32 protein-coding genes are annotated in these 25,629 nt (G+C 66.4%); 2 read left to right on the top strand and 30 right to left on the bottom strand.

The features are described from left to right. Positions 1-101: 101 nt before the first annotated feature. From FK256_RS11115 to rpsL, 30 genes are all read right to left on the bottom strand, one after another. A complete protein-coding gene (locus FK256_RS11115; protein ID WP_211343569.1) occupies positions 102-686 on the bottom strand; it encodes an adenylate kinase in 585 nt (194 codons plus the stop codon). Next, positions 683-1,975: a preprotein translocase subunit SecY gene (gene secY, locus FK256_RS11110; RefSeq protein WP_009233270.1), complete on the bottom strand. Its 1,293-nt coding sequence runs from the start codon at positions 1,973-1,975 to the stop codon at positions 683-685. The genes FK256_RS11115 and secY overlap by 4 nt, the downstream gene beginning before the upstream one ends. 415 nt (positions 1,976-2,390) lie before the next feature. After that, complete coding sequence (rplO, locus tag FK256_RS11105; protein WP_021607692.1) at positions 2,391-2,867, bottom strand: 50S ribosomal protein L15; 477 nt, start codon at positions 2,865-2,867, stop codon at positions 2,391-2,393. Position 2,868: 1 nt separating this feature from the next. Next, positions 2,869-3,075 (bottom strand): 50S ribosomal protein L30, encoded by a 207-nt coding sequence (gene rpmD / locus FK256_RS11100; RefSeq protein WP_009233267.1) that lies wholly within the window; start codon positions 3,073-3,075, stop codon positions 2,869-2,871. After that, complete coding sequence (gene rpsE / locus FK256_RS11095) at positions 3,075-3,782, bottom strand: 30S ribosomal protein S5 (protein WP_003781868.1); 708 nt, start codon at positions 3,780-3,782, stop codon at positions 3,075-3,077. Before rpsE ends, rpmD begins: the two co-directional genes overlap by 1 nt. Before the next feature lie 34 nt (positions 3,783-3,816). Further along, the gene (rplR, locus tag FK256_RS11090) at positions 3,817-4,197 is read right to left on the bottom strand and encodes a 50S ribosomal protein L18 (RefSeq protein WP_009233266.1); all 381 of its coding nucleotides are present in this window, start codon (positions 4,195-4,197) and stop codon (positions 3,817-3,819) included. Positions 4,198-4,199: 2 nt separating this feature from the next. Further along, positions 4,200-4,739: a 50S ribosomal protein L6 gene (gene rplF / locus FK256_RS11085; RefSeq protein ID WP_009233265.1), complete on the bottom strand. Its 540-nt coding sequence runs from the start codon at positions 4,737-4,739 to the stop codon at positions 4,200-4,202. Positions 4,740-4,760: 21 nt separating this feature from the next. Continuing rightward, positions 4,761-5,159: a 30S ribosomal protein S8 gene (gene rpsH, locus FK256_RS11080; RefSeq protein ID WP_003789305.1), complete on the bottom strand. Its 399-nt coding sequence runs from the start codon at positions 5,157-5,159 to the stop codon at positions 4,761-4,763. Positions 5,160-5,217: 58 nt separating this feature from the next. Continuing rightward, entirely contained in the window at positions 5,218-5,403 is a 186-nt protein-coding gene (locus FK256_RS11075) for a type Z 30S ribosomal protein S14 (protein WP_003781856.1), read from the bottom strand. 1 nt (position 5,404) lies between these two features. After that, a complete protein-coding gene (rplE, locus tag FK256_RS11070) occupies positions 5,405-5,962 on the bottom strand; it encodes a 50S ribosomal protein L5 (RefSeq protein WP_009233264.1) in 558 nt (185 codons plus the stop codon). Between the two features lie 2 nt (positions 5,963-5,964). Then, positions 5,965-6,309 carry a 50S ribosomal protein L24 gene (gene rplX / locus FK256_RS11065; protein ID WP_009233263.1) on the bottom strand — a complete coding sequence of 115 codons (345 nt, stop codon included), beginning with the start codon at positions 6,307-6,309 and terminating at the stop codon, positions 5,965-5,967. 2 nt (positions 6,310-6,311) lie between these two features. Then, the gene (gene rplN / locus FK256_RS11060) at positions 6,312-6,680 is read right to left on the bottom strand and encodes a 50S ribosomal protein L14 (RefSeq protein ID WP_003781898.1); all 369 of its coding nucleotides are present in this window, start codon (positions 6,678-6,680) and stop codon (positions 6,312-6,314) included. Between the two features lie 797 nt (positions 6,681-7,477). Next, a complete protein-coding gene (gene rpsQ, locus FK256_RS11055; protein WP_009233262.1) occupies positions 7,478-7,771 on the bottom strand; it encodes a 30S ribosomal protein S17 in 294 nt (97 codons plus the stop codon). After that, the gene (rpmC, locus tag FK256_RS11050; RefSeq protein ID WP_009233261.1) at positions 7,768-8,013 is read right to left on the bottom strand and encodes a 50S ribosomal protein L29; all 246 of its coding nucleotides are present in this window, start codon (positions 8,011-8,013) and stop codon (positions 7,768-7,770) included. The genes rpsQ and rpmC overlap by 4 nt, the downstream gene beginning before the upstream one ends. Next, complete coding sequence (gene rplP / locus FK256_RS11045) at positions 8,013-8,432, bottom strand: 50S ribosomal protein L16 (protein ID WP_003781881.1); 420 nt, start codon at positions 8,430-8,432, stop codon at positions 8,013-8,015. Before rplP ends, rpmC begins: the two co-directional genes overlap by 1 nt. A 3-nt stretch (positions 8,433-8,435) precedes the next feature. Further along, a complete protein-coding gene (gene rpsC, locus FK256_RS11040) occupies positions 8,436-9,257 on the bottom strand; it encodes a 30S ribosomal protein S3 (protein ID WP_003789299.1) in 822 nt (273 codons plus the stop codon). Next, positions 9,257-9,634 carry a 50S ribosomal protein L22 gene (gene rplV / locus FK256_RS11035; protein ID WP_003789298.1) on the bottom strand — a complete coding sequence of 126 codons (378 nt, stop codon included), beginning with the start codon at positions 9,632-9,634 and terminating at the stop codon, positions 9,257-9,259. Before rplV ends, rpsC begins: the two co-directional genes overlap by 1 nt. Before the next feature lie 31 nt (positions 9,635-9,665). After that, complete coding sequence (gene rpsS / locus FK256_RS11030; RefSeq protein WP_003786073.1) at positions 9,666-9,944, bottom strand: 30S ribosomal protein S19; 279 nt, start codon at positions 9,942-9,944, stop codon at positions 9,666-9,668. A 14-nt stretch (positions 9,945-9,958) separates the two neighbouring features. Beyond that, complete coding sequence (gene rplB / locus FK256_RS11025) at positions 9,959-10,795, bottom strand: 50S ribosomal protein L2 (protein WP_009233260.1); 837 nt, start codon at positions 10,793-10,795, stop codon at positions 9,959-9,961. 26 nt (positions 10,796-10,821) lie between these two features. Next, complete coding sequence (gene rplW, locus FK256_RS11020) at positions 10,822-11,124, bottom strand: 50S ribosomal protein L23 (RefSeq protein WP_009233259.1); 303 nt, start codon at positions 11,122-11,124, stop codon at positions 10,822-10,824. Then, entirely contained in the window at positions 11,121-11,765 is a 645-nt protein-coding gene (gene rplD, locus FK256_RS11015; RefSeq protein ID WP_003786068.1) for a 50S ribosomal protein L4, read from the bottom strand. Before rplD ends, rplW begins: the two co-directional genes overlap by 4 nt. A 4-nt stretch (positions 11,766-11,769) precedes the next feature. Then, positions 11,770-12,438 (bottom strand): 50S ribosomal protein L3, encoded by a 669-nt coding sequence (rplC, locus tag FK256_RS11010; protein ID WP_009233258.1) that lies wholly within the window; start codon positions 12,436-12,438, stop codon positions 11,770-11,772. 8 nt (positions 12,439-12,446) lie between these two features. Beyond that, the gene (rpsJ, locus tag FK256_RS11005; protein WP_003786051.1) at positions 12,447-12,755 is read right to left on the bottom strand and encodes a 30S ribosomal protein S10; all 309 of its coding nucleotides are present in this window, start codon (positions 12,753-12,755) and stop codon (positions 12,447-12,449) included. A 259-nt stretch (positions 12,756-13,014) separates the two neighbouring features. Next, positions 13,015-14,262, bottom strand: coding sequence for a class C sortase (locus FK256_RS11000; RefSeq protein WP_141424795.1), 1,248 nt, complete (start codon positions 14,260-14,262; stop codon positions 13,015-13,017). Between the two features lie 219 nt (positions 14,263-14,481). After that, a complete protein-coding gene (locus FK256_RS10995; protein ID WP_141424794.1) occupies positions 14,482-16,092 on the bottom strand; it encodes a SpaH/EbpB family LPXTG-anchored major pilin in 1,611 nt (536 codons plus the stop codon). Positions 16,093-16,243: 151 nt separating this feature from the next. Further along, positions 16,244-19,105 carry a CshA/CshB family fibrillar adhesin-related protein gene (locus tag FK256_RS10990; RefSeq protein WP_141424793.1) on the bottom strand — a complete coding sequence of 954 codons (2,862 nt, stop codon included), beginning with the start codon at positions 19,103-19,105 and terminating at the stop codon, positions 16,244-16,246. Between the two features lie 335 nt (positions 19,106-19,440). Beyond that, positions 19,441-20,631: an elongation factor Tu gene (tuf, locus tag FK256_RS10985; RefSeq protein ID WP_021607700.1), complete on the bottom strand. Its 1,191-nt coding sequence runs from the start codon at positions 20,629-20,631 to the stop codon at positions 19,441-19,443. 199 nt (positions 20,632-20,830) lie between these two features. Then, the gene (fusA, locus tag FK256_RS10980; protein ID WP_021607701.1) at positions 20,831-22,972 is read right to left on the bottom strand and encodes an elongation factor G; all 2,142 of its coding nucleotides are present in this window, start codon (positions 22,970-22,972) and stop codon (positions 20,831-20,833) included. Between the two features lie 45 nt (positions 22,973-23,017). Next, positions 23,018-23,488 (bottom strand): 30S ribosomal protein S7, encoded by a 471-nt coding sequence (rpsG, locus tag FK256_RS10975; RefSeq protein WP_009233252.1) that lies wholly within the window; start codon positions 23,486-23,488, stop codon positions 23,018-23,020. Beyond that, the gene (rpsL, locus tag FK256_RS10970; protein WP_003786082.1) at positions 23,488-23,862 is read right to left on the bottom strand and encodes a 30S ribosomal protein S12; all 375 of its coding nucleotides are present in this window, start codon (positions 23,860-23,862) and stop codon (positions 23,488-23,490) included. Before rpsL ends, rpsG begins: the two co-directional genes overlap by 1 nt. 457 nt (positions 23,863-24,319) lie before the next feature. Here rpsL and FK256_RS10965 point away from each other — a divergent pair, with 457 nt between their 5' ends. Together FK256_RS10965 and FK256_RS10960 are read left to right on the top strand one after the other, a co-directional pair. Next, positions 24,320-24,766: a DUF192 domain-containing protein gene (locus FK256_RS10965; RefSeq protein WP_141424792.1), complete on the top strand. Its 447-nt coding sequence runs from the start codon at positions 24,320-24,322 to the stop codon at positions 24,764-24,766. 11 nt (positions 24,767-24,777) lie between these two features. Continuing rightward, positions 24,778-25,590, top strand: a complete 813-nt coding sequence (locus tag FK256_RS10960) for a prepilin peptidase (protein ID WP_141424791.1) — start codon at positions 24,778-24,780, stop codon at positions 25,588-25,590. Positions 25,591-25,629: the final 39 nt, after the last annotated feature.

The following is a 25,629-nucleotide window of genomic DNA, read 5'->3' as shown; positions in this document are numbered from 1 at the left end:
GGGAAGGGACTGCCGGGGCGCTCCGGAGTCGCCGGAACGGGCCGGGACATGCGCGAGCGGGCCGTCCGCGTGAGCGGACGGCCCGCCGGAGAGGCCGGGCTTCAGGCTGTGATGCCGCGGGCGGCGAGGGCCTCCATGATGCGGCCGGTGACGGTGTCGATCTCGCCCATGCCGTCGACCTGGACAAGCAGGCCGCGCTCGGCGTAGATGCCCGCCAGCGGCGCGGTGGACTCGGCGTAGACCTCGAGGCGGCGGCGGATGACGGGCTCGGTGTCGTCGGCGCGTCCCTGCTCGCCGGCCCGTTTGAGCAGGCGGGCGACGACGGCCTCGGCGTCGGCGGTGATCTCCATGACGACGTCGAGAGCGAGGCCCGAGTCCTTCAGCATGGAGTCGAGCTCGCCGACCTGGGCGGTGGTGCGTGGGTAGCCGTCCAACAGGAAGCCGCCCTCGCAGTCGGCCTGGGCGATGCGGTCGGCGACCATGGCGTTGGTGATGGAGTCGGGCACGTACTCGCCCTTGTCCATGTAGGCCTTGGCCCGAGTGCCAAGCTCGGTGGCGCCGGCGACGTTGGCGCGGAAGATGTCTCCGGTGGAGATGGCCGGGATGCCCAGGCGCTCGGCGATCCGGGCGGCCTGGGTGCCCTTGCCCGCTCCGGGGGGACCGAGAAGAACCATGCGTGCGCTCATGACAAGAACCCTTCATAGTGACGCTGCTGCAGCTGGGAGTTGACTTCCTTGACCGTCTGGAGGCCCACACCCACCATAATGAGGATAGTGGTTCCACCGAAGGGCAGGTGCTGGGACAGGTCCAGCCAGATCACGGCAAGCGTCGGGATGAGGGCGAGGACCACCAGGTAGATGGAGCCCGCCGTCGTGATGCGGTTAATGACGTAGGACAGGTAACGCACGGTGGGCTCGCCGGCGCGAATGCCGGGGATGAAGCCGCCGTAGCGCTTCATGTTGTCCGCGATCTCCTCGGCGTCGAAGGTGATGGCCGTGTAGAAGAAGGCGAAGAAAAGGATGAGGAAGCCGTAGGCGGTCAGGTAGACCGGGTGGGTCTGCTGCAGGTGCGTCATAATCCACTGCACCCACTTGCTCCTTTGATCGCCGAAGCCGGCGATGAGCTGGGGCATGGCCAGGATCGAGGAGGCAAAGATGACGGGGATGACGCCTGCGGTGTTGATCTTGACCGGGATATAGGTGGTCGAACCGCCGTACTGGCGACGCCCGATCATCCGCTTGGCGTACTGCACGGGAATGCGTCGCTGGGCCTGCTCGATGTACACGACGGCGAGGGTGGCGACCAGGACGACGCCCACGACGATGAGGAACTTGGCCGTACCCCCGTTGCCGCCGGCGATGGAGAACATGTTGGAGGGGAACTGAGCCACGATGGAGGTGAAGATCAGCAGGGACATACCGTTGCCGATGCCGCGCTCGGTGATGAGCTCGCCCAGCCACATGATGAGGCCGGTGCCGGCGGTCATGGTGATGATCATGAGCAGCATGGTGATGACCGAGCCGCCGGGGATGATCTCAGCGGTGCAGCCCGGGAAGAGGCGGCCGCTGGAGGCGGTGGCCACGATGGTGCTCGACTGGAGCAGCCCCAGTCCGATGGTGAGGTAGCGGGTGTACTCGGTGAGCTTGGCGGTGCCCGCCTGGCCCTCCTTGTGGAGCTCCTCGAAGCGGGGGATGACCACCCGCAGAAGCTGGATGATGATGGAGGCGGTGATGTAGGGCATGATGCCCAGCGCGAAGACGCTCAGCTGGAGCAGCGCACCACCGGAGAAGACGTTGACGAGGCTGAGCAAGCCCTGGTCCTGGGTCTGACCGATACATGTCTTGACGTTGGCCAGGTTGACACCGGGCGCCGGCAGGATCGACCCGAGCCGGAACAGGGCCATGATGCCAAGGGTGAAGAGCAGCTTCGCCCTGAGGTCTGGCGTTCTGAACGCCTGGGTGAACGCGCTGAGCACTCGATCTCCTGTGGACTCGGGGTTGGGTTTCGCCCTGCAGGCAGCAAGGTCGAGCGCAGGGGAGCTGCGCTCGCCCCAGACTACCCCGCCGATGCCCCGGCCTGGGCGCTGAGACAGCCCCGCAACGCCGATGGGGTGCGGGTTTTGTCACGTCCCTCCCCTGTTCTGCACCATCGGGTGATCCAGCGCACCCCACTATGAGCCCCTTAGGGCATCTACAGGCTCCCGCAGGCCGCCACAGACCACCGCAATCTGCTTCCGGCCACCATTTAGCCGCTCATGCCGCTCGACGTCGGAGCGCGAAAGACCCCGGCGGCCCAGGTTTCCCTGGGCCGCCGGGGTCAACAGCGTATCGCTGCTCGTCATCGCCGTTCCTCAGCGGGGGTCATTGCACCGCCGAGGTACGTCCGGACATTCAGCGCGCGGTGATGGTGCCGCCGGCGGCCTCGATCTTCTCCTTGGCGGAGCCGGACCAGGCGTCGACCGTGAGCGTCAGGGCCACGGTGACGTCACCGCCGCCGAGGACCTTGACGAGCTGGTTCTTGCGAACCGCGCCCTTGGCGACGAGGTCCTCCACGGTCACCGTGCCGCCCTCGGGGAACAGCTCGGCGATGCGGCCGACGTTCACCGGCTGGTACTCGACCCGGTTGGGGTTGCGGAAGCCGCGCAGCTTGGGAAGACGCATGTGCAGCGGCATCTGGCCACCCTCGAAACCGGGACGGACCTGGTAGCGGGCCTTGGTTCCCTTGGTACCACGGCCGGCGGTCTTACCCTTGGACGCCTCACCACGACCCACGCGGGTCTTGGCCTTCTTGGCGCCGGGGGCGGGACGCAGGTGGTGCAGCTTGACGATGCGCACCTTCTCCTCCTGCGTGTTCTCGGTGTCAGCCATCTCAGACCTCCTCAACGGCGACCAGGTGGTGCACCGTGGCAATCAGACCGCGCACGCTGGGGGTGTCCTCGCGCACGACGGACTGGCGGATCTTGCGCAGGCCAAGGGTCTTGAGGGATTCGCGCTGGCGGCGGGTGCCCCCGATGCCGGAACGAATCTGAGTGACCTTGAGCTGCTTGGTCATCTGCTTCGATGCGGACTCAGCCATCACGCACCCACTCCTTCAGCGGCCTTCTCGGCCTCCTGCTTCTCGGCCTGAGCGCGCTTGTCGGCCTCGCCCTCGGCGCGGGCCCGCAGCATGGACTGCGGGGCGACGTCCTCCAGGGGCAGGCCGCGGCGGGCCGCGACGGCCTCGGGCTGCTCGAGCTGCTTGAGGGCGTCCACCGTGGCGTGCACGATGTTGATCGCGTTGGAGGAGCCCAGCGACTTGGACAGGATGTCGTGGACACCGGCGCAGTCCAGCACGGCGCGCACCGGGCCGCCGGCGATAACACCGGTACCGGGGGACGCCGGGCGCAGAAGGACGACTCCGGCGGAGTCCTCGCCCTGAACCAGGTGCGGGATGGTGCGGCGGATCATCGGGACGTGGAAGAAGTTCTTCTTCGCGATCTCGACGGCCTTGGCGATGGCGGCGGGGACTTCCTTCGCCTTGCCGTAGCCCACGCCGACGGTGCCCTCGCCGTCACCGACGACCACGAGGGCCGTGAAAGTGAAGCGGCGGCCGCCCTTGACGACCTTGGACACGCGGTTGATGGTGACGACGCGCTCGATGTACTTGTCGTCGTTGCCGCGACCACGGTCGCGGCGGTCGTTGTTGCGGTCGCGGCGGCCGCGGCCCTCGCCCCGGCGCTCGTCGTTCTCGCGCTGGGCCGAGCCGTCGGACGACGCGGACCTGTCTCGCTGCGGTGCAGCCATCAGATGTTCCTCTGCTTTCTCGTCGTCTTAGTGCTCACAGCTTCAGGCCGCCCTCACGGGCGCCCTCGGCGACGGCCGCGACACGGCCGTGGTACTTGTTGCCGCCGCGGTCGAACACGACTGCCTCGATGCCCAGCGCCTTGGCGCGCTCGGCGATGAGCTCGCCGACCTTGCGGGCGGCGCCCACCTTGTGGCCCTCGACGCCCTTGGCGGCCTCCTCCAGGGTGGAGGCGGCGCACAGGGTGTGGCCGATGGTGTCGTCCACGACCTGAGCCACCATGTGACGGTTTGACCGGGTGACCACCAGGCGGGGGCGCTCGGGCGTACCGGAGATGTGCTTGCGCACGCGCTGGTGGCGGATCTTGCGGGCGATGGCGCGTGAATTGCCCTTGCCCCTCTTGATCGAGTAAGCCATGGTCACTTACCAGCCTTTCCGACCTTGCGGCGCACGTTCTCGCCGGCGTAGCGCACGCCCTTGCCCTTGTAGGGCTCCGGCGGACGGATCTTGCGGATGTTCGCCGCGACCTCGCCGACCTGCTCCTTGGAGATACCGGAGACGGTGATCTTCAAGTTGCCGTCGACCGTGAAGGTGATGCCCTCGGGGGGCTCGACGGTCACGGTGTGGGAGAAGCCGAGGGAGAGCTCGATGCCCTGGCCCTTTGCGGCGACGCGGTAACCGGTGCCGACGATCTCGAGCTTCTTGGAGTAGCCCTCGGTGACGCCGATCACCATATTGTTGATGAGGGTGCGCGACAGTCCGTGGAGCGAGCGCGAGCGGCGCTCGTCGTCGGGACGCGTGACCAGGATGGAGCCGTCCTCCTGGCGGGTGACGCTCAGGGGCTCGCTGATCGTGCGGGACAGGGTGCCCTTGGGGCCCTTGACCGTCACATCCTGGCCGTCGATGGTGACGTCCACTCCGGCAGGGACCGGAACGGGGAGCCGTCCAATACGAGACATGGTTTTCCTCCGTTCCTTCTCTTACCAGACGTAGGCGAGGACTTCGCCGCCCACGCCGCGCGACTCGGCCTGCTTGTCGGTCAGGAGGCCGGAGGAGGTGGACAGGATCGCCACTCCCAGGCCGCCGAGGACCTTGGGCAGGTTGGTGGACTTGGCGTAGACGCGCAGGCCGGGCTTGGAGATCCGGCGCAGGCCCTGAATGGCCCGCTGGCGGTTGGCTCCGTACTTGAGGCTCAGCGTGAGCGTCTTGCCGACCTCGGCGTCCGTGACCTCGTAGCCGGCGATGTAGCCCTCGGCCTTGAGCATCTCAGCGATGTTCACCTTGAGCTTGCTCGACGGCATCGACACGGTGTCGTGGTAGGCGCTGTTTGCGTTGCGCAGACGGGTCAGCATGTCTGCGATGGGGTCTGTCATTGTCATGAGTGGGCCTTGGCCCTTCCTCGTCGTGGTTTCCTTACCGGACCTGCGACGTAAGTTCTTACCAGCTGGACTTGCTCACGCCCGGGAGCTCGCCACGAAGGGCCATCTCGCGCAGGCAGATACGGCACAGGCCGAACTTGCGGTACACCGAGTGCGGGCGGCCGCAGCGCTGGCAGCGCGTGTAGGCACGGACACCGAACTTGGGCTTGCGGTTCGCCTTCTCAATCAGAGCGGTCTTCGCCATGTCACTTCTCCTTGAAGGGGAAGCCGAGCTGCTTGAGCAGCGAGCGGGCCTCCTCATCGGTCTTGGCCGTGGTCACCACGGTGATGTCCATGCCGCGGACGCGGTCGATCTGGTCCTGGTCGATTTCGTGGAAGACGGCCTGCTCGGTCAGCCCGAAGGTGTAGTTGCCGTTCCCGTCGAACTGCTTGGGGCTCAGACCGCGGAAGTCGCGGATGCGGGGCAGGGAGATGGACACCAGGCGGTCCAGGAACTCCCACATGCGGTCGCCGCGCAGCGTCGAGTGCGCGCCGATCGGCATGCCCTCACGCAGCTTGAACTGCGCGATGGACTTGCGGGCCCGGGTGACCTGGGGCTTCTGACCCGTGATGGCAGCGAGGTCGCGCACGGCGCCCTCGATCATCTTGGAGTCGTGGGCGGCCTCGCCCACACCCATGTTGACGACGACCTTGACGACGCGCCCAACCTCCATCACGTTCTCGTGGTGGAACTCCTTAAGCAGGGCGGGGCGCACCTCCTCGGTGTACTTCGTCTTGAGACGGGGGGTGATCTTATCGGCCATGGTCACAGGTCCTCCCCGCTCTTCTTGGCGTAGCGCACGCGGACGGTGCGCTTGCGGCCGTCGGGACGCACGCCCTCCTCGACGCGGAAGCCCACGCGGGTGCGCTTCTTGGTCTTGGGGTCGACGGGCATGACGTTGGAGGCGTGGATCGGCGCCTCAACGGTCTCGATACCGCCGGTGCGGGCTCCCTGCTGGGACTGCCCCACCTTGGTGTGCTTGGTAACGCGCTGGACGCCCTCGACGATGACGCGGTCAGCGTCCTTGAGGACTTCCAGGACGCGGCCGGTCTTGCCCTTGTCCTTACCGGCGATGACGATGACCTGGTCGCCCTTCTTGATGCGTGCCATGTTCAGATCACCTCCGGGGCGAGCGAGACGATGCGCATGAACTTCTTCTCGCGAAGCTCACGGCCGACGGGGCCGAAGATGCGCGTACCGCGCGGCTCCCCATCGTTCTTGAGGATGACGGCGGCGTTCTCGTCGAAGCGGATGTACGAGCCGTCAGGACGACGACGCTCCTTGCGGGCGCGCACGACGACGGCCTTGACGACCTCGCCCTTCTTCACGTTGCCGCCGGGAATGGCGTCCTTGACGGTGGCGACGATGGTGTCGCCGATACCCGCATAGCGCCGACCCGATCCACCGAGAACACGGATGCAAAGGATCTCCTTGGCACCGGTGTTGTCGGCGACCTTCAGTCGCGACTCCTGCTGGATCATTGAGTGTTCTCCTGTCGTCGAGCCGGTTCTCAGGAAGCTCCCGAGCCTGGCCGAACGTTCTTCTGGTCTTGCACACGTCTCCCCCGGCCGCAGGCCGCACGAGGCCGACCCAGGGATAGGGGATGTCCGCGGTACGCTCTCCCGGCAGACACAGGCGCAGACTGCACGAGGTCTCTGCCGGGCGCACCGAGGACGCGCACAACTCCATTAGCCTAGTCCAGCCGCCGCATCGAGCGGTACCTGAGACCGACACCCCGCCCTGTGCCTTTGCTCACCGGCTTTTCCCGGCCTTCCGGCATTGATGCCCCGGGCCGGCCCTGATCGGCAACTTACCTTTCCATCGAGGACTGCGCTTTCCTGCAGACAACTGGGGTACCAGCACCATCGTTTGCGGGAGAAGTACGTTCTGGCCGGAGAACGCAGTTCCCGATCCGCCTGACTAGCAGCCTTGCACCACGGCCGGGACCAGCCAGGAGCGGCACGCTCCAGGTCCGGTTCCCGAAGATGCCGGCCGACGGCGTCGCAGACCCAGCGACTTCCAAGCAGAGCAACGCTGCAGAGCGCTCCCAGCCGAGGCTGAGCGCGACTGCACGGGGGTGTTCGCGTCCCGAGTCGCTCGCGCCCACCCCACCTACTGAAGCGATCCCTCCAAGGTACGTGCCCAGAGCCCCTCCTACGAACAGGAGGGAAGACGCTAGGCACACACGGCAACAACGCCGACGCCGCAGCCTCCCGGGTGGGATGCTGCGGCGTCGGAAGCCGTCCCGATGTCGTCGAGAGCGGCGTTCAGCCGAGGGTCACTTGGCGCGCTCGAGGATTTCCAGGAGGCGGAAGTGCTTGGTGGCGCTCAGCGGACGGGTCTCCATGATGGAGACGAGGTCGCCGACGCCGGCCTCGTTGTGCTCGTCGTGGACCTTGACCTTCTTGGAACGACGGAGGACCTTGCCGTACAGGGAGTGCTTGTAGCGCTCCTCGACGAGGACGACAACCGTCTTGTCCATCTTGTCGGAGACGACGTAGCCGCGACGCACCTTGCGCTGGGGGCGCTCGGTGGCCTGCTCGACGTTCTCGGTGCTGGTCTGCTCGCTCACTTGGACTCCTCCGTGCTCGGGGCGGTGCGGATACCGAGCTCACGCTCGCGCACGATCGTGTAGATACGGGCGATGTCGCGACGCACAGCCTTGAGACGTCCGTGGTCCTCGAGCTGGCCGGTCGCCGAGGCGAACCGGAGGTTGAACAGCTCGGCCTTGGCCTTGGAGAGCTCCTCGGCGAGGCGCTCGTTGTCCATGCCGTCGAGGTCGGCGGGGGTCAGGCCCTTGGAACCGATTGCCATCAGACGTCACCACCCTCACGAGTCACGAAACGGGTCTTCATCGGAAGCTTGTGCTGTGCGCGGCGCATGGCCTCGCGGGCGAGGGCCTCGTCGACGCCGCCGAGCTCGAACAGGATGCGTCCGGGCTTGACGTTGGCGATCCACCACTCGGGTGCACCCTTACCGGAACCCATACGGGTCTCGGCGGGCTTCTTGGTCAGGGGGCGGTCCGGGAAGATGTTGATCCACACCTTGCCGCCACGCTTGATGTGGCGGGTCATGGCGATACGGGCCGCCTCGATCTGGCGGTTGGTGATGTAGGCGGGCTCGAGAGCCTGGATGCCGTACTCACCGAAGGCGATCTGGTTGCCGCCCTTGGAAAGGCCCGTGCGGTGCGGGCGGTGCTGCTTGCGGAACTTGGTCCGGCGGGGGATGAGCACGGCTCAGGCCTCCGTTCCCTGGTCTGCGGCAGCGGTCTCGGCGGCCGGCGTCTGCTCGGCTGCCTGCTGCTGCTCGGTGTTCTGACGCGAACCGCGCTCACCGCGGTCGCCACGACGGCCGCCGCGGCGCTCGCCCCGGCCCCGGCCACGGGAGCCGGACTCGGCCTGCTGGCGGGCGAACTCGCGCTCGGTGATGTCGCCCTTGTAGATCCACACCTTGACGCCGAGGCGGCCGAAGGTGGTCTTGGCCTCGTAGAAGCCGTAGTCGATGTTCGCGCGCAGGGTGTGCAGCGGCACGCGCCCCTCGCGGTAGAACTCGCTGCGGCTCATCTCGGCGCCGCCCAGGCGGCCGGAGCACTGGACCCGGATGCCCTTGGCGCCGGCGCGCATCGCGGACTGCATGCCCTTGCGCATCGCGCGGCGGAAGGACACGCGCGAAGCGAGCTGCTCGGCGATGCCCTGGGCGACCAGCTGGGCGTCCAGGTCGGGGCTCTTGACCTCGAGGATGTTGAGCTGGACCTGCTTGCCGGTCAGCTTCTCGAGCTGACCGCGCAGGCGCTCGGCCTCGGCTCCGCGGCGACCGATGACGATACCGGGGCGGGCGGTGTGCAGGTCGACGCGCACGCGGTCACGGGTGCGCTCGATGTCGACCTTGGAGATACCGGCCCGCTCCATGCCGTCCTCCATGAGGCGGCGGATTTTGACATCCTCCTCCACGAAGTCGCGGTAACGCTGACCGGGCTTGGTGGAGTCGGCGAACCAGCGCGAGCGGTGGTCCGTGGTGATGCCCAGGCGGAACCCGGTCGGGTTGACCTTCTGCCCCATTACCGGGCTCCTTCCTTCGTTGCGGCGTCGGATTTGTCCCCGACGATGACGGTGATGTGGCTGGTGCGCTTGAGGATCCTGCTGGCCCGGCCCTGTGCCCGGGGACGGAACCGCTTGAGGGTGGGACCCTCGTCGGCGAACGCCTCGATGATGAACAGGTCGTTCTCATCGAAACGCTCACCGTCACGCTCAGCCTTGAACCGGGCATTGGCGATTGCGGACTCGAGGACCTTGCGCACCGGCACCGCAGCGGCCTGCGGGGCGAAACGGAGCACGTTGACGGCCTCGACGGCGCGCTTGCCGCGGACGACGTCCACGACCCGGCGCGCCTTCATCGGCGTGCAGCGCACGTACTTGGCCTGCGCCTTGGCTTCCATGTTCTCTGCCTCTCAAACTTTCCGACGTCCGTCAGCGACGCGACTTGCGGTCGTCCTTGACGTGCCCGCGGAAGGTGCGGGTCGGAGCGAACTCACCGAGCTTGTGGCCCACCATGGACTCGGTAACGAAGACCGGCACGTGCTTGCGACCGTCGTGGACGGCGAAGGTGTGCCCCAGGAAGTCCGGCGTGATGACCGAACGGCGGGACCAGGTCTTAATAACGTTCTTGGTGCCCTTCTCGTTCTGAGCGTCCACCTTCTTGAGGAGGTGGTCGTCGACGAAGGGACCCTTCTTCAGACTACGCGGCATGATTCAGGCTCCTATCAGCGCTTCTTGCCGGTCCGACGACGACGCACGATGAGGCGGTCGCTGGACTTGTTGGGACGACGGGTGCGGCCCTCGGGCTTGCCCCACGGCGAGACGGGGTGACGACCACCGGAGGTCTTGCCCTCACCACCACCGTGCGGGTGGTCCACCGGGTTCATGACGACACCGCGGACAGTCGGGCGCACGCCCTTCCAGCGCATGCGGCCGGCCTTACCCCAGTTGATGTTGGACTGCTCGGCGTTGCCGACCTCGCCGATGGTGGCGCGGCAGGCGGCCTCCACGTTACGGATCTCGCCGGAGGGCATGCGCAGCTGCGCGTACTTGCCCTCCTTGGCAACCAGCTGGACGGAGGTGCCGGCGCTGCGGGCGATCTTGGCTCCGCCGCCAGGACGCAGCTCGACCGCGTGGACGACCGTACCGGTGGGGATGTGACGCAGCTGCAGGTTGTTGCCGGGCTTGATGTCCGCGCCCGGACCGGCCTCGACGACGTCGCCCTGACGGAGCTTGTTCGGGGCGATGATGTAGCGCTTCTCGCCGTCGACGTAGTGCAGCAGGGCGATGCGCGCGGTGCGGTTGGGGTCGTACTCGATGTGAGCGACCTTGGCGGGCACGCCGTCCTTGTCGTGACGACGGAAGTCGATGAGACGGTAGGCGCGCTTGTGGCCACCGCCCTTGTGGCGGGTGGTGATGCGGCCGGAGGAGTTACGTCCACCGGACTTGCTCAGCGGGCGCACCAGCGACTTCTCGGGCGTGCTGCGCGTGATCTCCACGAAGTCGGCCACGGAGGCGCCGCGACGACCCGGGGTCGTGGGCTTGTACTTACGGATTCCCATATCGGTCCTTTACCTTCCGTGGCGCACTAGGCCACATCACCGAAGATGTCGATGGTCCCCTCGCGCAGGGTGACGATCGCACGGCGGGTGTCCTTGGACTTGCCGATCCCGGTGCGGGTGCGGTGCGTCTTGCCCTTGCGGTTGATGGTGTTCACCGAGGAGACCTTGACGTTGAAGATGGCCTCGACGGCCTGCTTGATCTCGGTCTTGTTGGAGCCCGGCGCCACGATGAACGTGTACTGGCCACGGTCCATGCAGGCGTAGGACTTCTCGGAGACCACCGGCGCGATGATGACGTCGCGGGGGTTCTTGGACTTCTCGAGGCTCACTTGGACTCCTCCTCACCCTTGCCCAGGAACGCGTCCAGGCCAGAGGCCGTGAAGACAACGTCGTCGGACTTGAGAACGTCGTAGGTGTTGAGCTGGTCGGCCCACAGGACGTGCGCCTCGGGGGCGTTGCGCAGGCTGAGCCTGGACAGGTCGTCCTGACGGTCCACGATCACCAGGGCCTTGCGGTCGGTGAGGTTGCGCAGCGCGACCAGGGCGTTCTTGGTGGAGGGCACTGCGGTGGTGACGAACTCGGTGATGACGTGGACGCGGCCATTGCGGGCGCGGTCGGACAGGGCGCTGCGCAGGGCGGCGGCCTTCATCTTCTTGGGGGTCCGCTGGGTGTAGTCGCGTGGCTGGGGGCCGTGGACGGTGCCGCCTCCGACGAACTGCGGGGCGCGGGTCGAGCCCTGACGGGCACGACCGGTGCCCTTCTGGCGGTAGGGCTTGCGGCCGCCGCCGCGGACATCGCCGCGGGTCTTGGTGGCGTGGGTGCCCTGCCGGGCCGCGGCGAGCTGGCCGACGACCACCTGGTGCATGAGCGGAATGTTGAGGGGGGCGTCGAAGACCTCGGCGGGCAGCTCGACGCTGCCGGTCTTCTTGCCCGCGGAGTCGACGACGTCGACGGTGAGTGCCTCAGTCATGGTCTCAGGCTCCCTTCACGGCGGTGCGGACGACGACGACCGAGCCCTTGGGGCCGGGGATCGCGCCGTTGACGAGCAGAACGCCCTTGTCAACGTCGATGCCGCGGATCTTGAGGTTCTGGACGGTGCGGCGCGCGTGGCCCATGCGGCCGGCCATGCGCAGCCCCTTGAAGATGCGGCCGGGGGTGGCGCAGGCGCCGATGGAGCCGGGCTTGCGGTGGTTGCGGTGAGCACCGTGGGAGGCGCCCACACCGGCGAAGCCGTGGCGCTTCATGACACCGGCGAACCCCTTGCCCTTGGAGGTTCCGGTGACGTCGACCAGCTGGCCGACCTCGAAGGTGTCTGCGGCCAGCTCCTGGCCGGGGGTGAACTCCGACGCCAGGGAGGTGCGCACCTCGGCCACGTGGCGACGGGGGGCAACCCCGGCCTTGGCGAAGTGGCCGGCGAGCGGCTTGGTGACCTTGCGGGCGTCGATGTCGCCGAAGGCGAGCTGAACGGCCTCGTAGCCATCGGTCTCGATGGTGCGGACCTGGGTCACGACGTTGGTGTCGACCCGGACGACGGTCACCGGGCGCAGGACCCCGTTCTCGTCCCAGATCTGCGTCATGCCGAGCTTGGTGCCGAGCAGCGCCTTGGCAGGCGCGGCGGCAGCCGGCGTGTTAAGCGTTGTCATGGCAGTCCTCAGAGCTTGATCTCGATGTTGACGTCAGCGGGCAGGTCGAGACGCATGAGCGAGTCGACGGCCTTGGGCGTCGGGTCGACGATGTCGATCAGCCGCTTGTGCGTGCGCATCTCGAAGTGCTCGCGGCTGTCCTTGTACTTGTGCGGCGACCGGATCACGCAGAACACGTTCTTCTCGGTCGGCAACGGCACCGGGCCCACGACCGTCGCACCAGCGCGGGTCACGACGTCGACGATCTTGCGCGCCGAGGAGTCGATGACCTCGTGGTCGTAGGACTTGAGCCGGATGCGGATCTTCTGTCCCGCCATGGCGCCTAACCTCTCTTGTACTTGCTTCTGGCCGGTCCACGCGCTCGGGCGTGTCGCAGGGCGACGCGCACCTCTCCCGTTGGCGGGAGGCGGTGACCGGTCTGGACACACGGAAACCCGTTCAGGAGGAACGGGTCCGTCAGAATGAATCCCGGGTGACCCCCGGGGTGGCACAGCTCGGGAGCATGCAGGAGCACGCCCGTAGCCGGCCGCATTACGCTATCAGGGCCCGCACCGGCAGCGGAACCCAAGAAGGGGCCTAGGGCCTGTGAGTCCGCCCACTGGCACCCGCGCTCGGGCGTGTCGCACCTATCACCGGGATCTCCGTGGTGTCGATGAGCTCCTGAACATCCGACCTACCCGACGGCTTCGACAGAGACGCGATCTCCTCCAGAAGCTCCAGGTTCTCCGCCTCGGAGGGCTGCGGCGGGATCGGCAGGTCGGTGAACCAGCGCCGGGGCTCGACGCCGGCGTCGTCGTCCATCCATTTCTGCATCTGTTCCTCCCAGGTCTGGGGGCGCGGCTCCTGCTCCTCGTCCCGCTTGCGGGCCAACGCTCGTTCCTTGCGCTCCTTGGCCCGGGCAGCCGCATAGCCCGAGCGCCACAGGTACAGCCCCACGACGATGAGGCCACCCGCCAGCGCGACGGCCCACCAGGGGAAATGGGGAACGTCGGGGCGTTTGCCCGCTGCCGCGATGTCCTTGGCCGGGGTCGGGTAGATGCGCTCGCCGGTCAGCAGGATGCGGTGGGTGTTGATACCCAGCGGCGTGCAGGTCACCAGGGTGAGCAGGTCCTTGCCGTCCTCGGCGCGCAGTGCCTCGGTCTCCTCGGGCTCAACGACCTTAGTGCTGATGACTCGGTAGGTGAGGACCTCACCGAAAACCTCGATGATGAGGCTGTCGCCGTTCTTCACCTTGTCCAGGTTGGTGAACATGGTGGCCTCGGCCAGGCCGCGGTGCCCGGTGATGACCGAGCGGGTCCCCTCTCCCCCGACCGGCAGTGAGGTGCCCTCCAGGTGTCCCAGCCCCTTGAGCAGGGTGTCGTCAGCGGTTCCGTGATAGACGGGCAGGTCCAGGGAGATGGAGGGAATCTTGAGACGGGCCATGAGGCCCTCTTCGTTGGCCTTGAGGATCGAGGCGTAGCTCAGGGAACTGTCGGAGCTGGAGCCGGCTCCGGTGGGGACATGGTTGTTGGCCTCGAGGACCGCGCCGGCGGAGAGCGCCTCGTTGTAGGCGTGGGCCTGGGCGATCTGGGTCTTGGCATCGGGCCGGGCGTCGTCGACCTGGGCGGAGTAGTCGGCAGTCACCTTCGACTGGTTGTACTGGGAGATCCAGGATGCCGCCGTCGGATAGGCCAGGAGCCCCATGCCGGCGATCGCCATGATGGAGGTGACCAGGGCGGAGATCGACAGGCGCCAGACGCGGGGACGGCGGTGCTTCTGGGTGCTCGAGGCGCGTGTGCGCGGGGTCCGGGAGGTGCGGGGTTTGCGTGCGGTGCGGGAGATCATGGGGCCTCGTGCGCTTCCAGGGTCGGTGTCCGGGGTGGAGATGGTGCAGGTTCGCACATGAAGGTGCAGGCGCTCGACGGATCGAGGTTCGTCGAGCGCCTGCACGTTGCCGCTCAGGTCACGGCCTCATAGTCACCACGGCACTGAGGCGAGACCGTTCCGGCGGGATCGTTCCGGCGGGGGCCGGACTCCACGGGGCCCGGCCCCCGCCGGTCATCCTCAGACGGCGAGGTTCGCGGTCTGCTTGCGCTCGCGGTAGCGGGCCACGAGGACGGAGCCGACGGCGATCATCAGCAGAGCCGCGCCGGAGGCGGTCAGGATGAGCATGCCGTTAGCACCGGTCAGAGGCAGACCCGGAACCGCCTGCTTGCTGTTCTCGATGGTGACGTTGTCAGTGGTCACGGCACCGGCCTGGACCTTGACAGCAGTCATGGCGTCTTGGCCCGAGGGCAGGACGAATCCGGTGGGCGCCTTGGTTTCGACCAGGACGTAGCAGCGCTCGGTGGCATTGACCTGGTTGTCGCGGTTCACCCCGTCGATGGAGTCGGAGACGAACAGGCCCTTGATATTGATGGCGCCGTCGCCGTCGGTGGTAAGAGTGGTCTTGCCGTCAACGGAGATCGCATTGCCTTCCGGCTCCTTGGTGCAGGTACCCGCATAGGCGTTCTTGGCCTTGAAGAGCTGGAACTCGGCACCCTTGAGGCCGGCCTTGTTCTGAGCCTTGTCCTTGGCATCGACCTTCTTGATCGTCAGGTCGCCCCAGTGGCTGATTACCTCGTTACTCTTCGGAGGATCGACGGGGTCGGTCGGCGGGGTCTCGGGAGTCGGGGGCTGCTCAGCGTAGACAGTGTCGGAGATGAGCTGGGCGGTGTTCTTGATGTCGCCGTCAGTGATCGAAGTCACCTTGCCCTGGAAGGTGGCCGACACCTTCTTGTTCGGGGCGGCCTTGAGCTTGGCCAAGCCAGAGGCGGTGAAGGTAACGGTCACCGTCTGGTTGTTGGTTGCGACAACGTAGTCGGCGGGGTCGAGCGCGTTTCCATCGACAGTCACGTTAGTGGCAGTCACCTCCGAGAGCCGAGAGTCCAGAGTGTCCTTGAGCTGGTAGTACTTGTAGTAGGACTTGGCGTCGAGGGTTGGCAGCTCGGAGCTCACCGGGAATTTCACCAGGGAGCCGATGCCGTAGCCGTTGGTCTTCTGCTCCTCAATGGTCTTCTCAAGGTCAATGGCTTCGTTCTTGGGGTAGACGTTGACGTCGTAGAGCCATTTGCCGTTAGCGTCTTCGGCAGCGGTGTTCGGGTGAGGAATCGTCACGACGAAGGGCTTGGCCTTCTGGACGATGTCACTGGGAGCTTTCGTCTCGCAGACGAGGTAGGCCTTGACGGGCATTTGCATGATCGTGGCGGAGCCCTGGCCGTCGGTCTCGGAGGAGGGCATGCCGCTGCCCAGCGTGTGCCCTGCCAGTGTGGGAGCGGTGGGGTTGGCGCAAGCGCTGTCCGGAATCGCTCCGGGCGCGGACAGTGCGCTGATCTTGGTCCAGTCCTCCGACTTCGTCAGATTGATGTCGGTGATCGGGTAGGCGGTGAACACGACACCCTGAACGGGCTCGCCCTTGTTGGCGTTCGGCACCTCAGTACCGTCGGCGGCACCGATGGGGTTGCCGTCCCCGTTGAGGTGCTTGTGGATGATCAGGGAACCCTTCGCATCCTCTTTGATGTTTCCGTAGTTGGCATCCTCAGCCTGGGCCATGGGGGCCAGGCCGAGGAAGGCCAGGGTGAGGACGCCGGCTGCGGCAGCAGCCCGACGCCCCAGCGTGCTGGCGTTGTACTTCATGGGTTGGGATTTCCTTTCACTGTGCGCCGCGGGGAGATGCGGACGCATGGCAGAGGCATGGATAGGGAGTGTGTTCTCCGGTGGACGGCTCCGTCGTATCCGACGGCATTACTGGCGTCTCCGGTGCTCCTTGCGGATGCCGACGGGCGGCTCAGTCGAGGTTGCGGTGACGGCGCCTCCTTAGGAGTCCGGTGAGGATTGCGAGGCCGGAGACGACCGCTCCCGCAATCAGGAAGATGTGCGCACCGCGTCCGCCCGTCAGCGGCAGGCGGGGGGTGGGCGCCTTCTCGTTGGTGAAGGCCTTCGAGAAGGAGTACTGGAGGGCATCGGGCTTGATGACGAAGGAGCGGCTCGTCGTGTCAAGCCGGTACCCGGCAGGGGCTCGCTTCTCCACGAGGGAGTAGGAGCGGGAGTCCCAGGGCAGCCCGCTGACCGTGAAGGAGCCGACCGCTGGGTCGGTGTCCGCATAGGGACCGCTCGGGCACTGCCCCTTGGCTCCGGTGACGACGCAGTCAACGATGGTGGTCTTGGCCGGGACCCCCGGGCCGCTGAGCGTCCACTCGGAATCCTTGAGCGCGTTGCCGGTGGTGTCCTGCTTCTTCCAGGACACCGATCCGGTGAGGCGTTGGTTCGTCACAGCCCCCTTGGTGACGCCGGTGGTGTCTTTGAGCCGGGCCGTGAGGTTCGCTCCGGAGACATCGTCGAAGACCAGTGTCGTCCCGAGGCGCTGGTAGCCACTCGGAGCGGTCTGCTCGGTGATGGAGTAGCTGCCCCACGGCAGCCCGCCGACATCGAAGGCACCCGGAGCCGGGTTGGTGTCTTGATAGGCGCCAGCTGGGCAGCCGGCCGCCTGACAGTCCTCGATGACGGTGCCGGCTGGAACATCGGGACCGCTGAGCTCCCAGGACGTTCCGCCCAGGGGCGTCTTCCCATCCTGGTCGGTCTTGGTCCAGGTCAGCGCACCGGGCTTGGTCGTGTTGGTGATGGCGCAGGTGATGCGGTCAGGCCCTTTGAACATGACGGTCTGGGATCCATAAGTCGAGTTGTTCCAGTTTCCAGCGGTTCCAGGAGTCTGGTAGCACTGCCACCCGCCGGCCTCGTATCCAGTGGCCTGGGGGTTGTCGGAGGACTCGGACAGGAGGTACTGACCTTGACGCGCCGTCTTGATCCCGGTGTCGACGGTGCCGGTCACCAGCTGGGAGGAGGAAGCGCCATTGCCCTGCTGGGCCTTGAGCGTCCACTGATCGGCCTTTAGAGCCCCGACCTGCCCCGCGTAGGGCGCCTGCACCTCTTTAACGAGCTGGATGGTGGGGACGCGCACCGCGAGCCGGTAGTCCTCCACCTCACCCCCCACAGTGCTTCCGGTCGGTTTGAGGTCCTCGTCTGCCTTGGCTGTCCGCACACGCAAGTAGGTGTGGGGATAGGAGCCGGCCTCTCCGTCGATGCTGCGCACGACATCCTCGGGCACAGTCCATTTCAGCCTCGCGTTCGCTCGGCTGTCGCAGACGGCCTGGCTGCTCTTCTCTGCAGAGTCGAAGACGCCGTTGTGGTTCCAGTCGATCCAGCCGGCGACCGCTCCCCCACCGCCGCAGCGGACGTTCATGGTGACGTTCTGCCCGGGCGCGGTCGAGATGCCCGCGGACGAGATGGAGACACCGTCCTCGTCGTTGCCGTACCAGCCATCGTTGTCATCGCCGTCGGCGCCGTCGCTGAAACGCTGCTGGGACTCGGCGTCGATCGAGGAGCCCAGGTACGGTCCGGAGGCGTACATGCGGGTGGAGTTGATGAGGCGACCTCCGAACAAGTCGTTGCCGTTGTGCGCGGTCACCTCGCCACCCTGCCAGGTGGGCTGCAGGAGAGCGGAGGCACTGCCGTAGGACGCCGGCGCGTCACCGAAGTCGGTGGCCAGGACCAGGCCCAGGGCGACGGCGGAGTAACCGGATCCCTGCATGGTGATGGTGGCGCTGGTAGCCCCCTCCATGAACATGGAGACCGCCGGCCCTCCGATACCGTTGGGCTTGGAGTAGCCTCCGCCATTCTGATAGACGCACTCCTGCGCCGTGTTGTCCAGCCGCAGAGTGCGGTTCCCGTTCGACAGAGTTGCGCGGGTGGTGACGGGCTCCCAGCTGCCTCCACGGGTGTCGAGGCAGTTCGTGGAGCGTCCGCCGTCGAGGAGGCGCCAGGTGACTCGCTGGTCGCGGGGAACTTGGGCCTGGATCCACTCGCCGTCGAAGGGGTCGCCACTACCACTGGGGTTGGAGGCCTCGGCATCGGCGAAGACCAGACCATTGAGGGCCACTGGCGTGGAACTGCCGTCGGGGGCCTGAAGGGCAGCCGAACAGGAGACATCGAAGCTGATCCGCGAGTAGCCGCCGGTCGGGGTGCGGTCGGCGCGGCGGTCGTTCTTGTCCTTGCCGTCCCAAGTCTTGTCCCCGTTGTAGGCGTAGCCGTTGGCCAGGCCGATGACCATCTGGTTGTTGTTGACATAGTTGGCCGGGTAACTCAGGCCGGCATGCCACTCCGAGCCGCCGTCGCTCCAGCCCCCGGCTCCTCCGATGTTATAGAGGTTGTCGAGAATGTCGCCAGCCCAGGTCCCCGGAATAGTCGCCACCAGCGGGCCGCGAGCAAGATCGTCAGGAAATCCCCGTTGGTGACCGATGTGCTTGAGATTGGACAGATTGCAGGTGGTGACCAGATATCCTGCTTCTCCCATATCTCGATAGTTGGTGAACGTCTTGCGCTGCCCGTAGTCGAGTACGGGAACATTCGGCTTGGTCTTGCCGGCGAAGTTGCTTCCGTAGTCCGCCCACTGGAGCCACTGGATCGTGTCCCGGTAGCGGCTGGTACCGCCCTGGGCGAAGACCGCCGGCAGGGCGTCGGAGGGCAGGCCAGGAGGGGCTGCGGCGGCCGAAGGCCTCTCGATGCCCGCGAAAGCGGCTGCCGCACAGGTGAGCACCGCGGCGCTGGCGACGAGTTTGCGCAGGCGCGAGACGACGGTACGACGACGCAGCAAGATTAAGGCTCCATATCACGAAACGGAACGGCGCTGGAATCACTCGCTAATATGCGTCGGCGTCCACGCGCCCGGATACAGTCGATAAACTAGTCGGAAGAGCGAGCAAAATCAGGATCAGTAATGGATCTGAAATCGTCCGTTACTGCATTGCGACGCCATTCGTTACGCAGACGTCACGGATTCGCAGAAATGGTGTCGTTCGCGTGACTATTCGCATTTTCGGTCAACAGTTCCGTCGGGTTCGATGGAGCCCGAAAAAGACCTCCCCGGTCGGAACGGCTGTTCCGACCGGGGAGGTCTGGTGCTACGCGGAGGCGCGGGGCGTCAGTAGGTCACTTGATGACCTTGGTGACGCGGCCGGAGCCGACGGTGCGGCCACCCTCGCGGATGGCGAAGCCGAGGCCCTCCTCCATGGCGATGGGCTGGATGAGCTCGACGGTCATCTCGGTGGTGTCACCGGGCATGACCATCTCGGTGCCCTCGGGCAGGGTGATGACACCGGTGACGTCCGTGGTGCGGAAGTAGAACTGCGGACGGTAGTTCGAGTAGAAGGGGTTGTGGCGGCCGCCCTCGTCCTTGGTGAGGATGTAGACGTGGCCCTCGAACTCGGTGTGCGGGGTGATGGAGCCGGGCTTGCAGATGACCTGGCCACGCTCGACGTCCTCACGACGGGTGCCGCGCAGGAGCAGACCACAGTTCTCGCCGGCCCAGGCCTCGTCCATCTGCTTGTGGAACATCTCGATACCAGTGACCGTGGTCTTCTGGGCCTCACGGATACCCAGGATCTCGACCTCGGAGTTGATCGGGAGCTTGCCGCGCTCCACACGGCCGGTGACGACGGTGCCGCGACCGGTGATGGTGAAGACGTCCTCGATGGGCATGAGGAAGGGCTTGTCCATGTCGCGCTCGGGGGTGGGGATGTACTCATCCACCGCATCCATGAGCTCCTTGATCTTGCCGGCCCACTCGGCGTCGCCCTCGAGGGCCTTAAGAGCGGAGACGCGGATGACGGGAGCCTCGTCGCCGTCGTAGTCCTGGGAGGAGAGGAGCTCGCGCACCTCCATCTCGACCAGGTCGAGGAGCTCCTCATCGTCCACCATGTCGGACTTGTTGAGGGCCACGAGGAGGGCGGGGACGCCCACCTGGCGGGCGAGCAGGACGTGCTCGCGGGTCTGGGCCATCGGGCCGTCGGTGGCGGCGACCACGAGGATCGCGCCGTCCATCTGGGCGGCACCGGTGATCATGTTCTTGATGTAGTCGGCGTGACCGGGGGCGTCGACGTGCGCGTAGTGGCGCTTGTCGGTCTCGTACTCGACGTGCGCGATGTTGATGGTGATACCGCGCTGACGCTCCTCGGGAGCCTTGTCGATCTCGTCGAAGGGGGTGAAGGGGTTCAGCTCGGGGTACTCGTCGTGCAGAACCTTGGAGATCGCAGCGGTCAGCGTCGTCTTGCCGTGGTCGACGTGACCGATCGTTCCGATGTTGACGTGCGGCTTGGTCCGCTCGAACTTGGCCTTGGCCACTGGTGTCCTCCTGGGACTCGGGTAGTTCTCTTCGTCGGGATTCGACTAGCACACATGCTAGCCGTCCGGGCGTCGAGAGTCTCTACTGGTGGATGTTGGAAATCTTACTGAACTGGGTCCCGGCCTGCGCGCAGGGCGCCGCCGGGCCGGGGGTCCGCCGCGGTTCGTGCAACCGGTGCGGGCCCCCGGTGCACGGACGTCAGGCGCCCCTGACCTTGGCGATGATCTCGTCGGCGACGTTCTTGGGAACCTCAGCGTAGGAGTCGAAGGCCATGGAGTAGACGGCACGTCCCTGCGTCTTGGAGCGCAGGTCGCCGACGTAGCCGAACATCTCGGACAGGGGGACATTGGCGCGGATGACCTTGACGCCGACGGCGTCCTCCATCGAGGCGATCATGCCGCGACGGGAGTTGAGGTCACCGATGACGTCGCCCATGTACTCCTCGGGAGTACGGACCTCGACGGCCATAACGGGCTCGAGGAGGACCGGCGAGGCCTTCTTGGCACCCTCCTTGAACGCCATGGAACCGGCGATCTTGAAGGCCATCTCGGAGGAGTCGACCTCGTGGTAGGCGCCGTCGATGAGGGTGGCCTTGATGTCCACCATCGGGTAGCCGGCCAGGACACCGGTGAGCATGGCGTCCTGGACCCCGGCGTCCACGCTGGGGATGTACTCGCGGGGCACACGACCACCGGTGACGGCGTTGGCGAACTCGTAGTGCGCCTTCTCGCCGTCGGCGGTCTCTGCGGCCTCGTCGGGCAGAAGGGGCTCGAAGCTCATCTGCACCTTGGCGAACTGGCCGGAGCCACCCGTCTGCTTCTTGTGGGTGTACTCGACCTTGTCCACCTTCTTGCGGATGGTCTCGCGGTAGGCGACCTGCGGGGCGCCCACGTTGGCCTCGACCTTGAACTCGCGGCGCATGCGGTCCACGAACACGTCCAGGTGGAGCTCGCCCATACCGCCGATGACGGTCTGGCCGGTCTCCTCGTCGAGGGAGACGGTGAAGGTGGGATCCTCCTCGGAGAGCTTCTGGATGGCCACACCCAGCTTCTCCTGGTCACCCTTGGTCTTGGGCTCGATAGCCACGTGGATGACCGGGTCCGGGAAGGTCATGGACTCCAGGACGATCGGGGAGCCCTGAGCACACAGGGTGTCACCGGTGGTGACGTCCTTGAGACCGATGAAGGCGTAGATGTGGCCGGCGTGGGCCTCCTCCACCGGGTTCTCCTTGTTGGAGTGCATCTGGAAGAGCTTTCCGATGCGCTCCTTCTTGCCCTTGGTGGCGTTGAGGACCATCTCGCCCTGGGCCACCTTGCCGGAGTAGACGCGCACGTAGACGAGCTTGCCGTAGAAGGGGTGGGTGGCCACCTTGAAGGCCAGCGCGGAGAAGGCGGCCTTCTCGTCGGCCGGGCGGGTGAGCACCTCCTCCTCGTTGCCAACGGCGTGGCCCTCGACGTCGGGGACGTCGAGCGGGGAGGGCAGGTAGTCCAGGACGGCGTCGAGCACGGGCTGGATGCCCTTGTTCTTGAAGGCGGACCCGGCCAGGACCGGGAAGGCCTCGCCGGCCACGGTGAGCTTGCGGATGCCGGCCTTGAGCTCGGCGACGCTGAGCTCCTCGCCCTCGAGGTACTTCTCCATGAGGGTGTCATCGGCCTCGGCGACCGTCTCGACCAGCTGGCCGCGCAGCTCCTCGGCCCTGGCCACGAGCTCGGAGGGGATCTCCTCGTACTCGACGACGGAGCCGCGGGTGTCCTTGCCATCGGCGTCCTTCTCGGGGAAGCGGATGGCCCGCATCTCCAGGACGTCGACGAGGCCGGAGAACTCGCTCTCGGCGCCGATCGGGAAGTTGAGGACAATCGGGGTGGCGTGGAGGCGGTCCCGGATGGTCTGGACGGAGAAGTCGAAGTCGGCGCCCAGCTTGTCCATCTTGTTGATGTAGCAGATGCGGGGGACGTTGTACTTGTCCGCCTGGCGCCACACCGTCTCGGACTGCGGCTCCACGCCCTCCTTGCCGTCGAAGACCGCGACGGCGCCGTCGAGCACGCGCAGGGAGCGCTCGACCTCGACCGTGAAGTCCACGTGGCCGGGGGTGTCGATGATGTTGATCTGGTTTTTCTTCCAGAAGCAGGTGGTGGCCGCGGAGGTGATGGTGATACCGCGCTCCTGCTCCTGCTCCATCCAGTCCATCGTCGAGGCGCCGTCGTGCGTCTCGCCGATCTTGTAGTTGATGCCCGTGTAGAACAGGATGCGCTCTGTCACGGTGGTCTTACCGGCATCGATGTGAGCCATGATGCCGATGTTGCGGACCTTGGTGAGGTCTGTCAGCACGTCAAGTGCCACTGGTGGTGTCCTTCGTTCGTGTGGGGTGCGGAGTTGCTACCGGTATTACCAGCGGTAGTGGGCGAAGGCCCTGTTGGACTCGGCCATGCGGTGCATGTCCTCGCGACGCTTGACCGCGGCGCCCAGGCCGTTGGAAGCGTCGAGGATCTCGTTCATGAGACGCTCGGTCATGGTGTTCTCGCGGCGCTGGCGGGAGAAGTCCACGAGCCAGCGCAGCGCCAGGGTGGTGGCGCGGCTGGGGCGAACCTCGACGGGCACCTGGTAGGTGGCGCCGCCGACGCGACGGGAGCGGACCTCCAGTGCGGGGCGGATGTTGTCCAGCGCGCGCTTGAGGACGGAGACCGGGTCCTGGTCCGTCTTGGAGCGCACACCCTCCAGGGCGCCGTAGACGATGCGCTCGGCGGTGGACTTCTTGCCGTCCAGCAGGACGCGGTTGACGAGCTGGGTGACGACCGGCGAGCCGTAGACGGGGTCGACGACGAGCGGGCGCTTGGGTGCGGGACCCTTACGAGGCATTACTTCTTCTCCTTCTTGGCGCCGTACTTGGAACGCGCCTGCTGGCGGCCCTTGACACCCTGGGTGTCGAGGGCGCCGCGCACGATGTGGTAGCGGACACCGGGAAGGTCCTTCACACGACCACCGCGCACCAGCACGATGGAGTGCTCCTGGAGGTTGTGGCCCTCACCGGGGATGTAGGCCGTGACCTCGATACCGGTGGACAGGCGCACACGGGCGACCTTACGGAGGGCGGAGTTCGGCTTCTTGGGGGTCGTGGTGTACACACGGGTGCACACGCCACGGCGCTGCGGGCTGGCCTTGAGCGCCGGCGTCTTGGACGCGGAGCGCTTCGTCGAGCGGCCCTTACGGACCAGCTGCTGAATAGTGGGCACTACTGATTCTCCATCAGGACGTGAGTCTGTTTCTGGCTGCTGCCTGCATGCCGGGCCGCTCCCCCACCGGTGGCTCGACGGCGCACACCACCGCGGAGAGGGCCGGCCCGCCAGGATCGGGGCACGCCCGATGCGACGTCCGGAGCCCCGCAGTCAGGGGCCCGTCGGTTCCCGCCGCGGCAGACCCGCGTCACGATATCGTGCTTGAGCCGAGCAGGCCCTGGGGGCCTGGGCCGGAGCCGACGTCGCTGGGAACGGAATGGAGATGCGGTAACCCTTCAGCGGGCACCGCCGGCCAGGGTACCCGTGTGCCGCGGGATTGCGCCAGGGCGGACGGCGAAGCGAGGGCGTGGTGCTGGACACGCCAAAAATGAACCGTACTGCCCGCCTTATCCCATGACGATGGGGCGAACACCCCCTGACAAAACTCAAATCATCTCTTCTACCATCACTAAACATGAGCACGACGACACCCACCTGGTCCACCGTTTCGGCAGACGGCCTCCCCCACCTCACCGTGGACGGGCAAGACACCGGGCTGGCGTTGTGGATCGCGCACACTCGGCGCGAACGCAACATCGGCCTGCTCGGCACCGACTCGATTGACGGAGCCCTGTGGATCACTCACTGCAACTGGGTGCACTCCTTCCGCATGCGCCACACGATCGACATTGTCTACGTGGGACGCAGAGGGAAGGTCGTCGCGGTGACAACAATGCCGCCGAACCGGATGGGAATGCCCCGATTGCTCGCGACGGCTGTCGTCGAGATGCGACAGGGAGATGCCTCTCGCCTGGGAATCCGCAAGGGGAGTGTCCTGACGGCACCCCCTACTGAACCGCCCCCGCCGTCCGCCCCCGACTCAGAGGGACGCCAAAACAACATTCTCCACTCGGTTCACTAAAAGGCTCCTCCATGTCTCTCCAACCCTGGTTACTCGGCGCTGCGGCACTCGGCTCCGTCGCACTCATCGCCGGTCCGGTCTCCGCGTGGACAAGGCGCTACGTGCGAGAGCCCTTCAACAACGAGAACACGACTGATACCGGCGTCCGCTCCGCGGCGGACGCCCCGCAAGACGCCGCGAACGACGTCACGACCGACGCACGAGAGGACACCCGGACGCCTTCACGGACCTCCTCCGCCCCTCCCGCTTCACCCAAGTGTCCGACACTGAAACATCCCGGCCTCCTCAACGCAGTACCCCAAGGACTGCTGGCCCTGACCCTATGCCTCATCTGCGCCTGGTGGGGGGGACGGATAGGCGCCACCACCACAACACTCACCGCCATCCCCGTGTACGCACTGCTCGGATGCGCCGGAAGCGTCGACGCCGTGGCACACCTCCTCCCCAACCGCCTGCTGGGCGCCACCGCCGCCTGGCTGGCCATATGCGGTGTGGTCGCCGTCGTCCTAGATCCCGACAGGACTCACACCGCCCTCACCGCAGCGCTCTGCGCACTGGCAGTGGGCGGCATCAGCCTGGCCCTGGCGTTCGCCCACACCGGCCTAGGGCTAGGAGACGTCAAGCTCGGCGCAGTGATCGGCCTCTGGCTGGGGTGGCTCAACCCCTGGCTGCTCGTCTTCGGACTGTGTACCGGAGTCTTCCTGGGTGGGATCGGCGCATTGTTCCTGCTCATCACCCACCGGGCGTCACGCAAAGACCCCATGGCCTACGGCCCCTACCTCATCGCCGGCACCCTGCTCACCTGGCCGCTGACAATCGTCTGACACAAAGAACGACACCACATCTCATGGGAAGAACTACAC

Source organism: Actinomyces johnsonii, assembly GCF_006546835.1.
In the GTDB taxonomy this organism is placed as follows: domain Bacteria; phylum Actinomycetota; class Actinomycetes; order Actinomycetales; family Actinomycetaceae; genus Actinomyces; species Actinomyces johnsonii.
This window is presented reverse-complemented; position numbering and strand designations above follow the sequence as displayed.

Excerpts from the sequence above, each read along its gene's own strand:
- FK256_RS11115 (WP_211343569.1), bottom strand. The coding sequence starts at position 686 with ATGAGCGCACGCATGGTTCTTCTCGGTCCCCCCGGAGCGGGCAAGGGC.
- rplO (WP_021607692.1), bottom strand. The coding sequence starts at position 2,867 with ATGGCTGACACCGAGAACACGCAGGAGGAGAAGGTGCGCATCGTCAAG.
- rpmD (WP_009233267.1), bottom strand. The coding sequence starts at position 3,075 with ATGGCTGAGTCCGCATCGAAGCAGATGACCAAGCAGCTCAAGGTCACT.
- rpsE (WP_003781868.1), bottom strand. The coding sequence starts at position 3,782 with ATGGCTGCACCGCAGCGAGACAGGTCCGCGTCGTCCGACGGCTCGGCC.
- rplR (WP_009233266.1), bottom strand. The coding sequence starts at position 4,197 with ATGGCTTACTCGATCAAGAGGGGCAAGGGCAATTCACGCGCCATCGCC.
- rplF (WP_009233265.1), bottom strand. The coding sequence starts at position 4,739 with ATGTCTCGTATTGGACGGCTCCCCGTTCCGGTCCCTGCCGGAGTGGAC.
- rpsH (WP_003789305.1), bottom strand. The coding sequence starts at position 5,159 with ATGACAATGACAGACCCCATCGCAGACATGCTGACCCGTCTGCGCAAC.
- FK256_RS11075 (WP_003781856.1), bottom strand. The coding sequence starts at position 5,403 with ATGGCGAAGACCGCTCTGATTGAGAAGGCGAACCGCAAGCCCAAGTTC.
- rplE (WP_009233264.1), bottom strand. The coding sequence starts at position 5,962 with ATGGCCGATAAGATCACCCCCCGTCTCAAGACGAAGTACACCGAGGAG.
- rplX (WP_009233263.1), bottom strand. The coding sequence starts at position 6,309 with ATGGCACGCATCAAGAAGGGCGACCAGGTCATCGTCATCGCCGGTAAG.
- rplN (WP_003781898.1), bottom strand. The coding sequence starts at position 6,680 with ATGATCCAGCAGGAGTCGCGACTGAAGGTCGCCGACAACACCGGTGCC.
- rpmC (WP_009233261.1), bottom strand. The coding sequence starts at position 8,013 with ATGGCAATCGGTTCCAAGGGCCTGACCCCCGCCGACCTCGACGGCATG.
- rpsC (WP_003789299.1), bottom strand. The coding sequence starts at position 9,257 with ATGGGGCAGAAGGTCAACCCGACCGGGTTCCGCCTGGGCATCACCACG.
- rplV (WP_003789298.1), bottom strand. The coding sequence starts at position 9,634 with ATGGAAGCCAAGGCGCAGGCCAAGTACGTGCGCTGCACGCCGATGAAG.
- rpsS (WP_003786073.1), bottom strand. The coding sequence starts at position 9,944 with ATGCCGCGTAGTCTGAAGAAGGGTCCCTTCGTCGACGACCACCTCCTC.
- rplB (WP_009233260.1), bottom strand. The coding sequence starts at position 10,795 with ATGGGAATCCGTAAGTACAAGCCCACGACCCCGGGTCGTCGCGGCGCC.
- rplD (WP_003786068.1), bottom strand. The coding sequence starts at position 11,765 with ATGACTGAGGCACTCACCGTCGACGTCGTCGACTCCGCGGGCAAGAAG.
- rplC (WP_009233258.1), bottom strand. The coding sequence starts at position 12,438 with ATGACAACGCTTAACACGCCGGCTGCCGCCGCGCCTGCCAAGGCGCTG.
- rpsJ (WP_003786051.1), bottom strand. The coding sequence starts at position 12,755 with ATGGCGGGACAGAAGATCCGCATCCGGCTCAAGTCCTACGACCACGAG.
- FK256_RS11000 (WP_141424795.1), bottom strand. The coding sequence starts at position 14,262 with ATGATCTCCCGCACCGCACGCAAACCCCGCACCTCCCGGACCCCGCGC.
- FK256_RS10995 (WP_141424794.1), bottom strand. The coding sequence starts at position 16,092 with ATGAAGTACAACGCCAGCACGCTGGGGCGTCGGGCTGCTGCCGCAGCC.
- rpsG (WP_009233252.1), bottom strand. The coding sequence starts at position 23,488 with ATGCCTCGTAAGGGTCCCGCACCCAAGCGCCCGCTCGTCGTCGACCCC.
- FK256_RS10965 (WP_141424792.1), top strand. The coding sequence starts at position 24,320 with ATGAGCACGACGACACCCACCTGGTCCACCGTTTCGGCAGACGGCCTC.
- FK256_RS10960 (WP_141424791.1), top strand. The coding sequence starts at position 24,778 with ATGTCTCTCCAACCCTGGTTACTCGGCGCTGCGGCACTCGGCTCCGTC.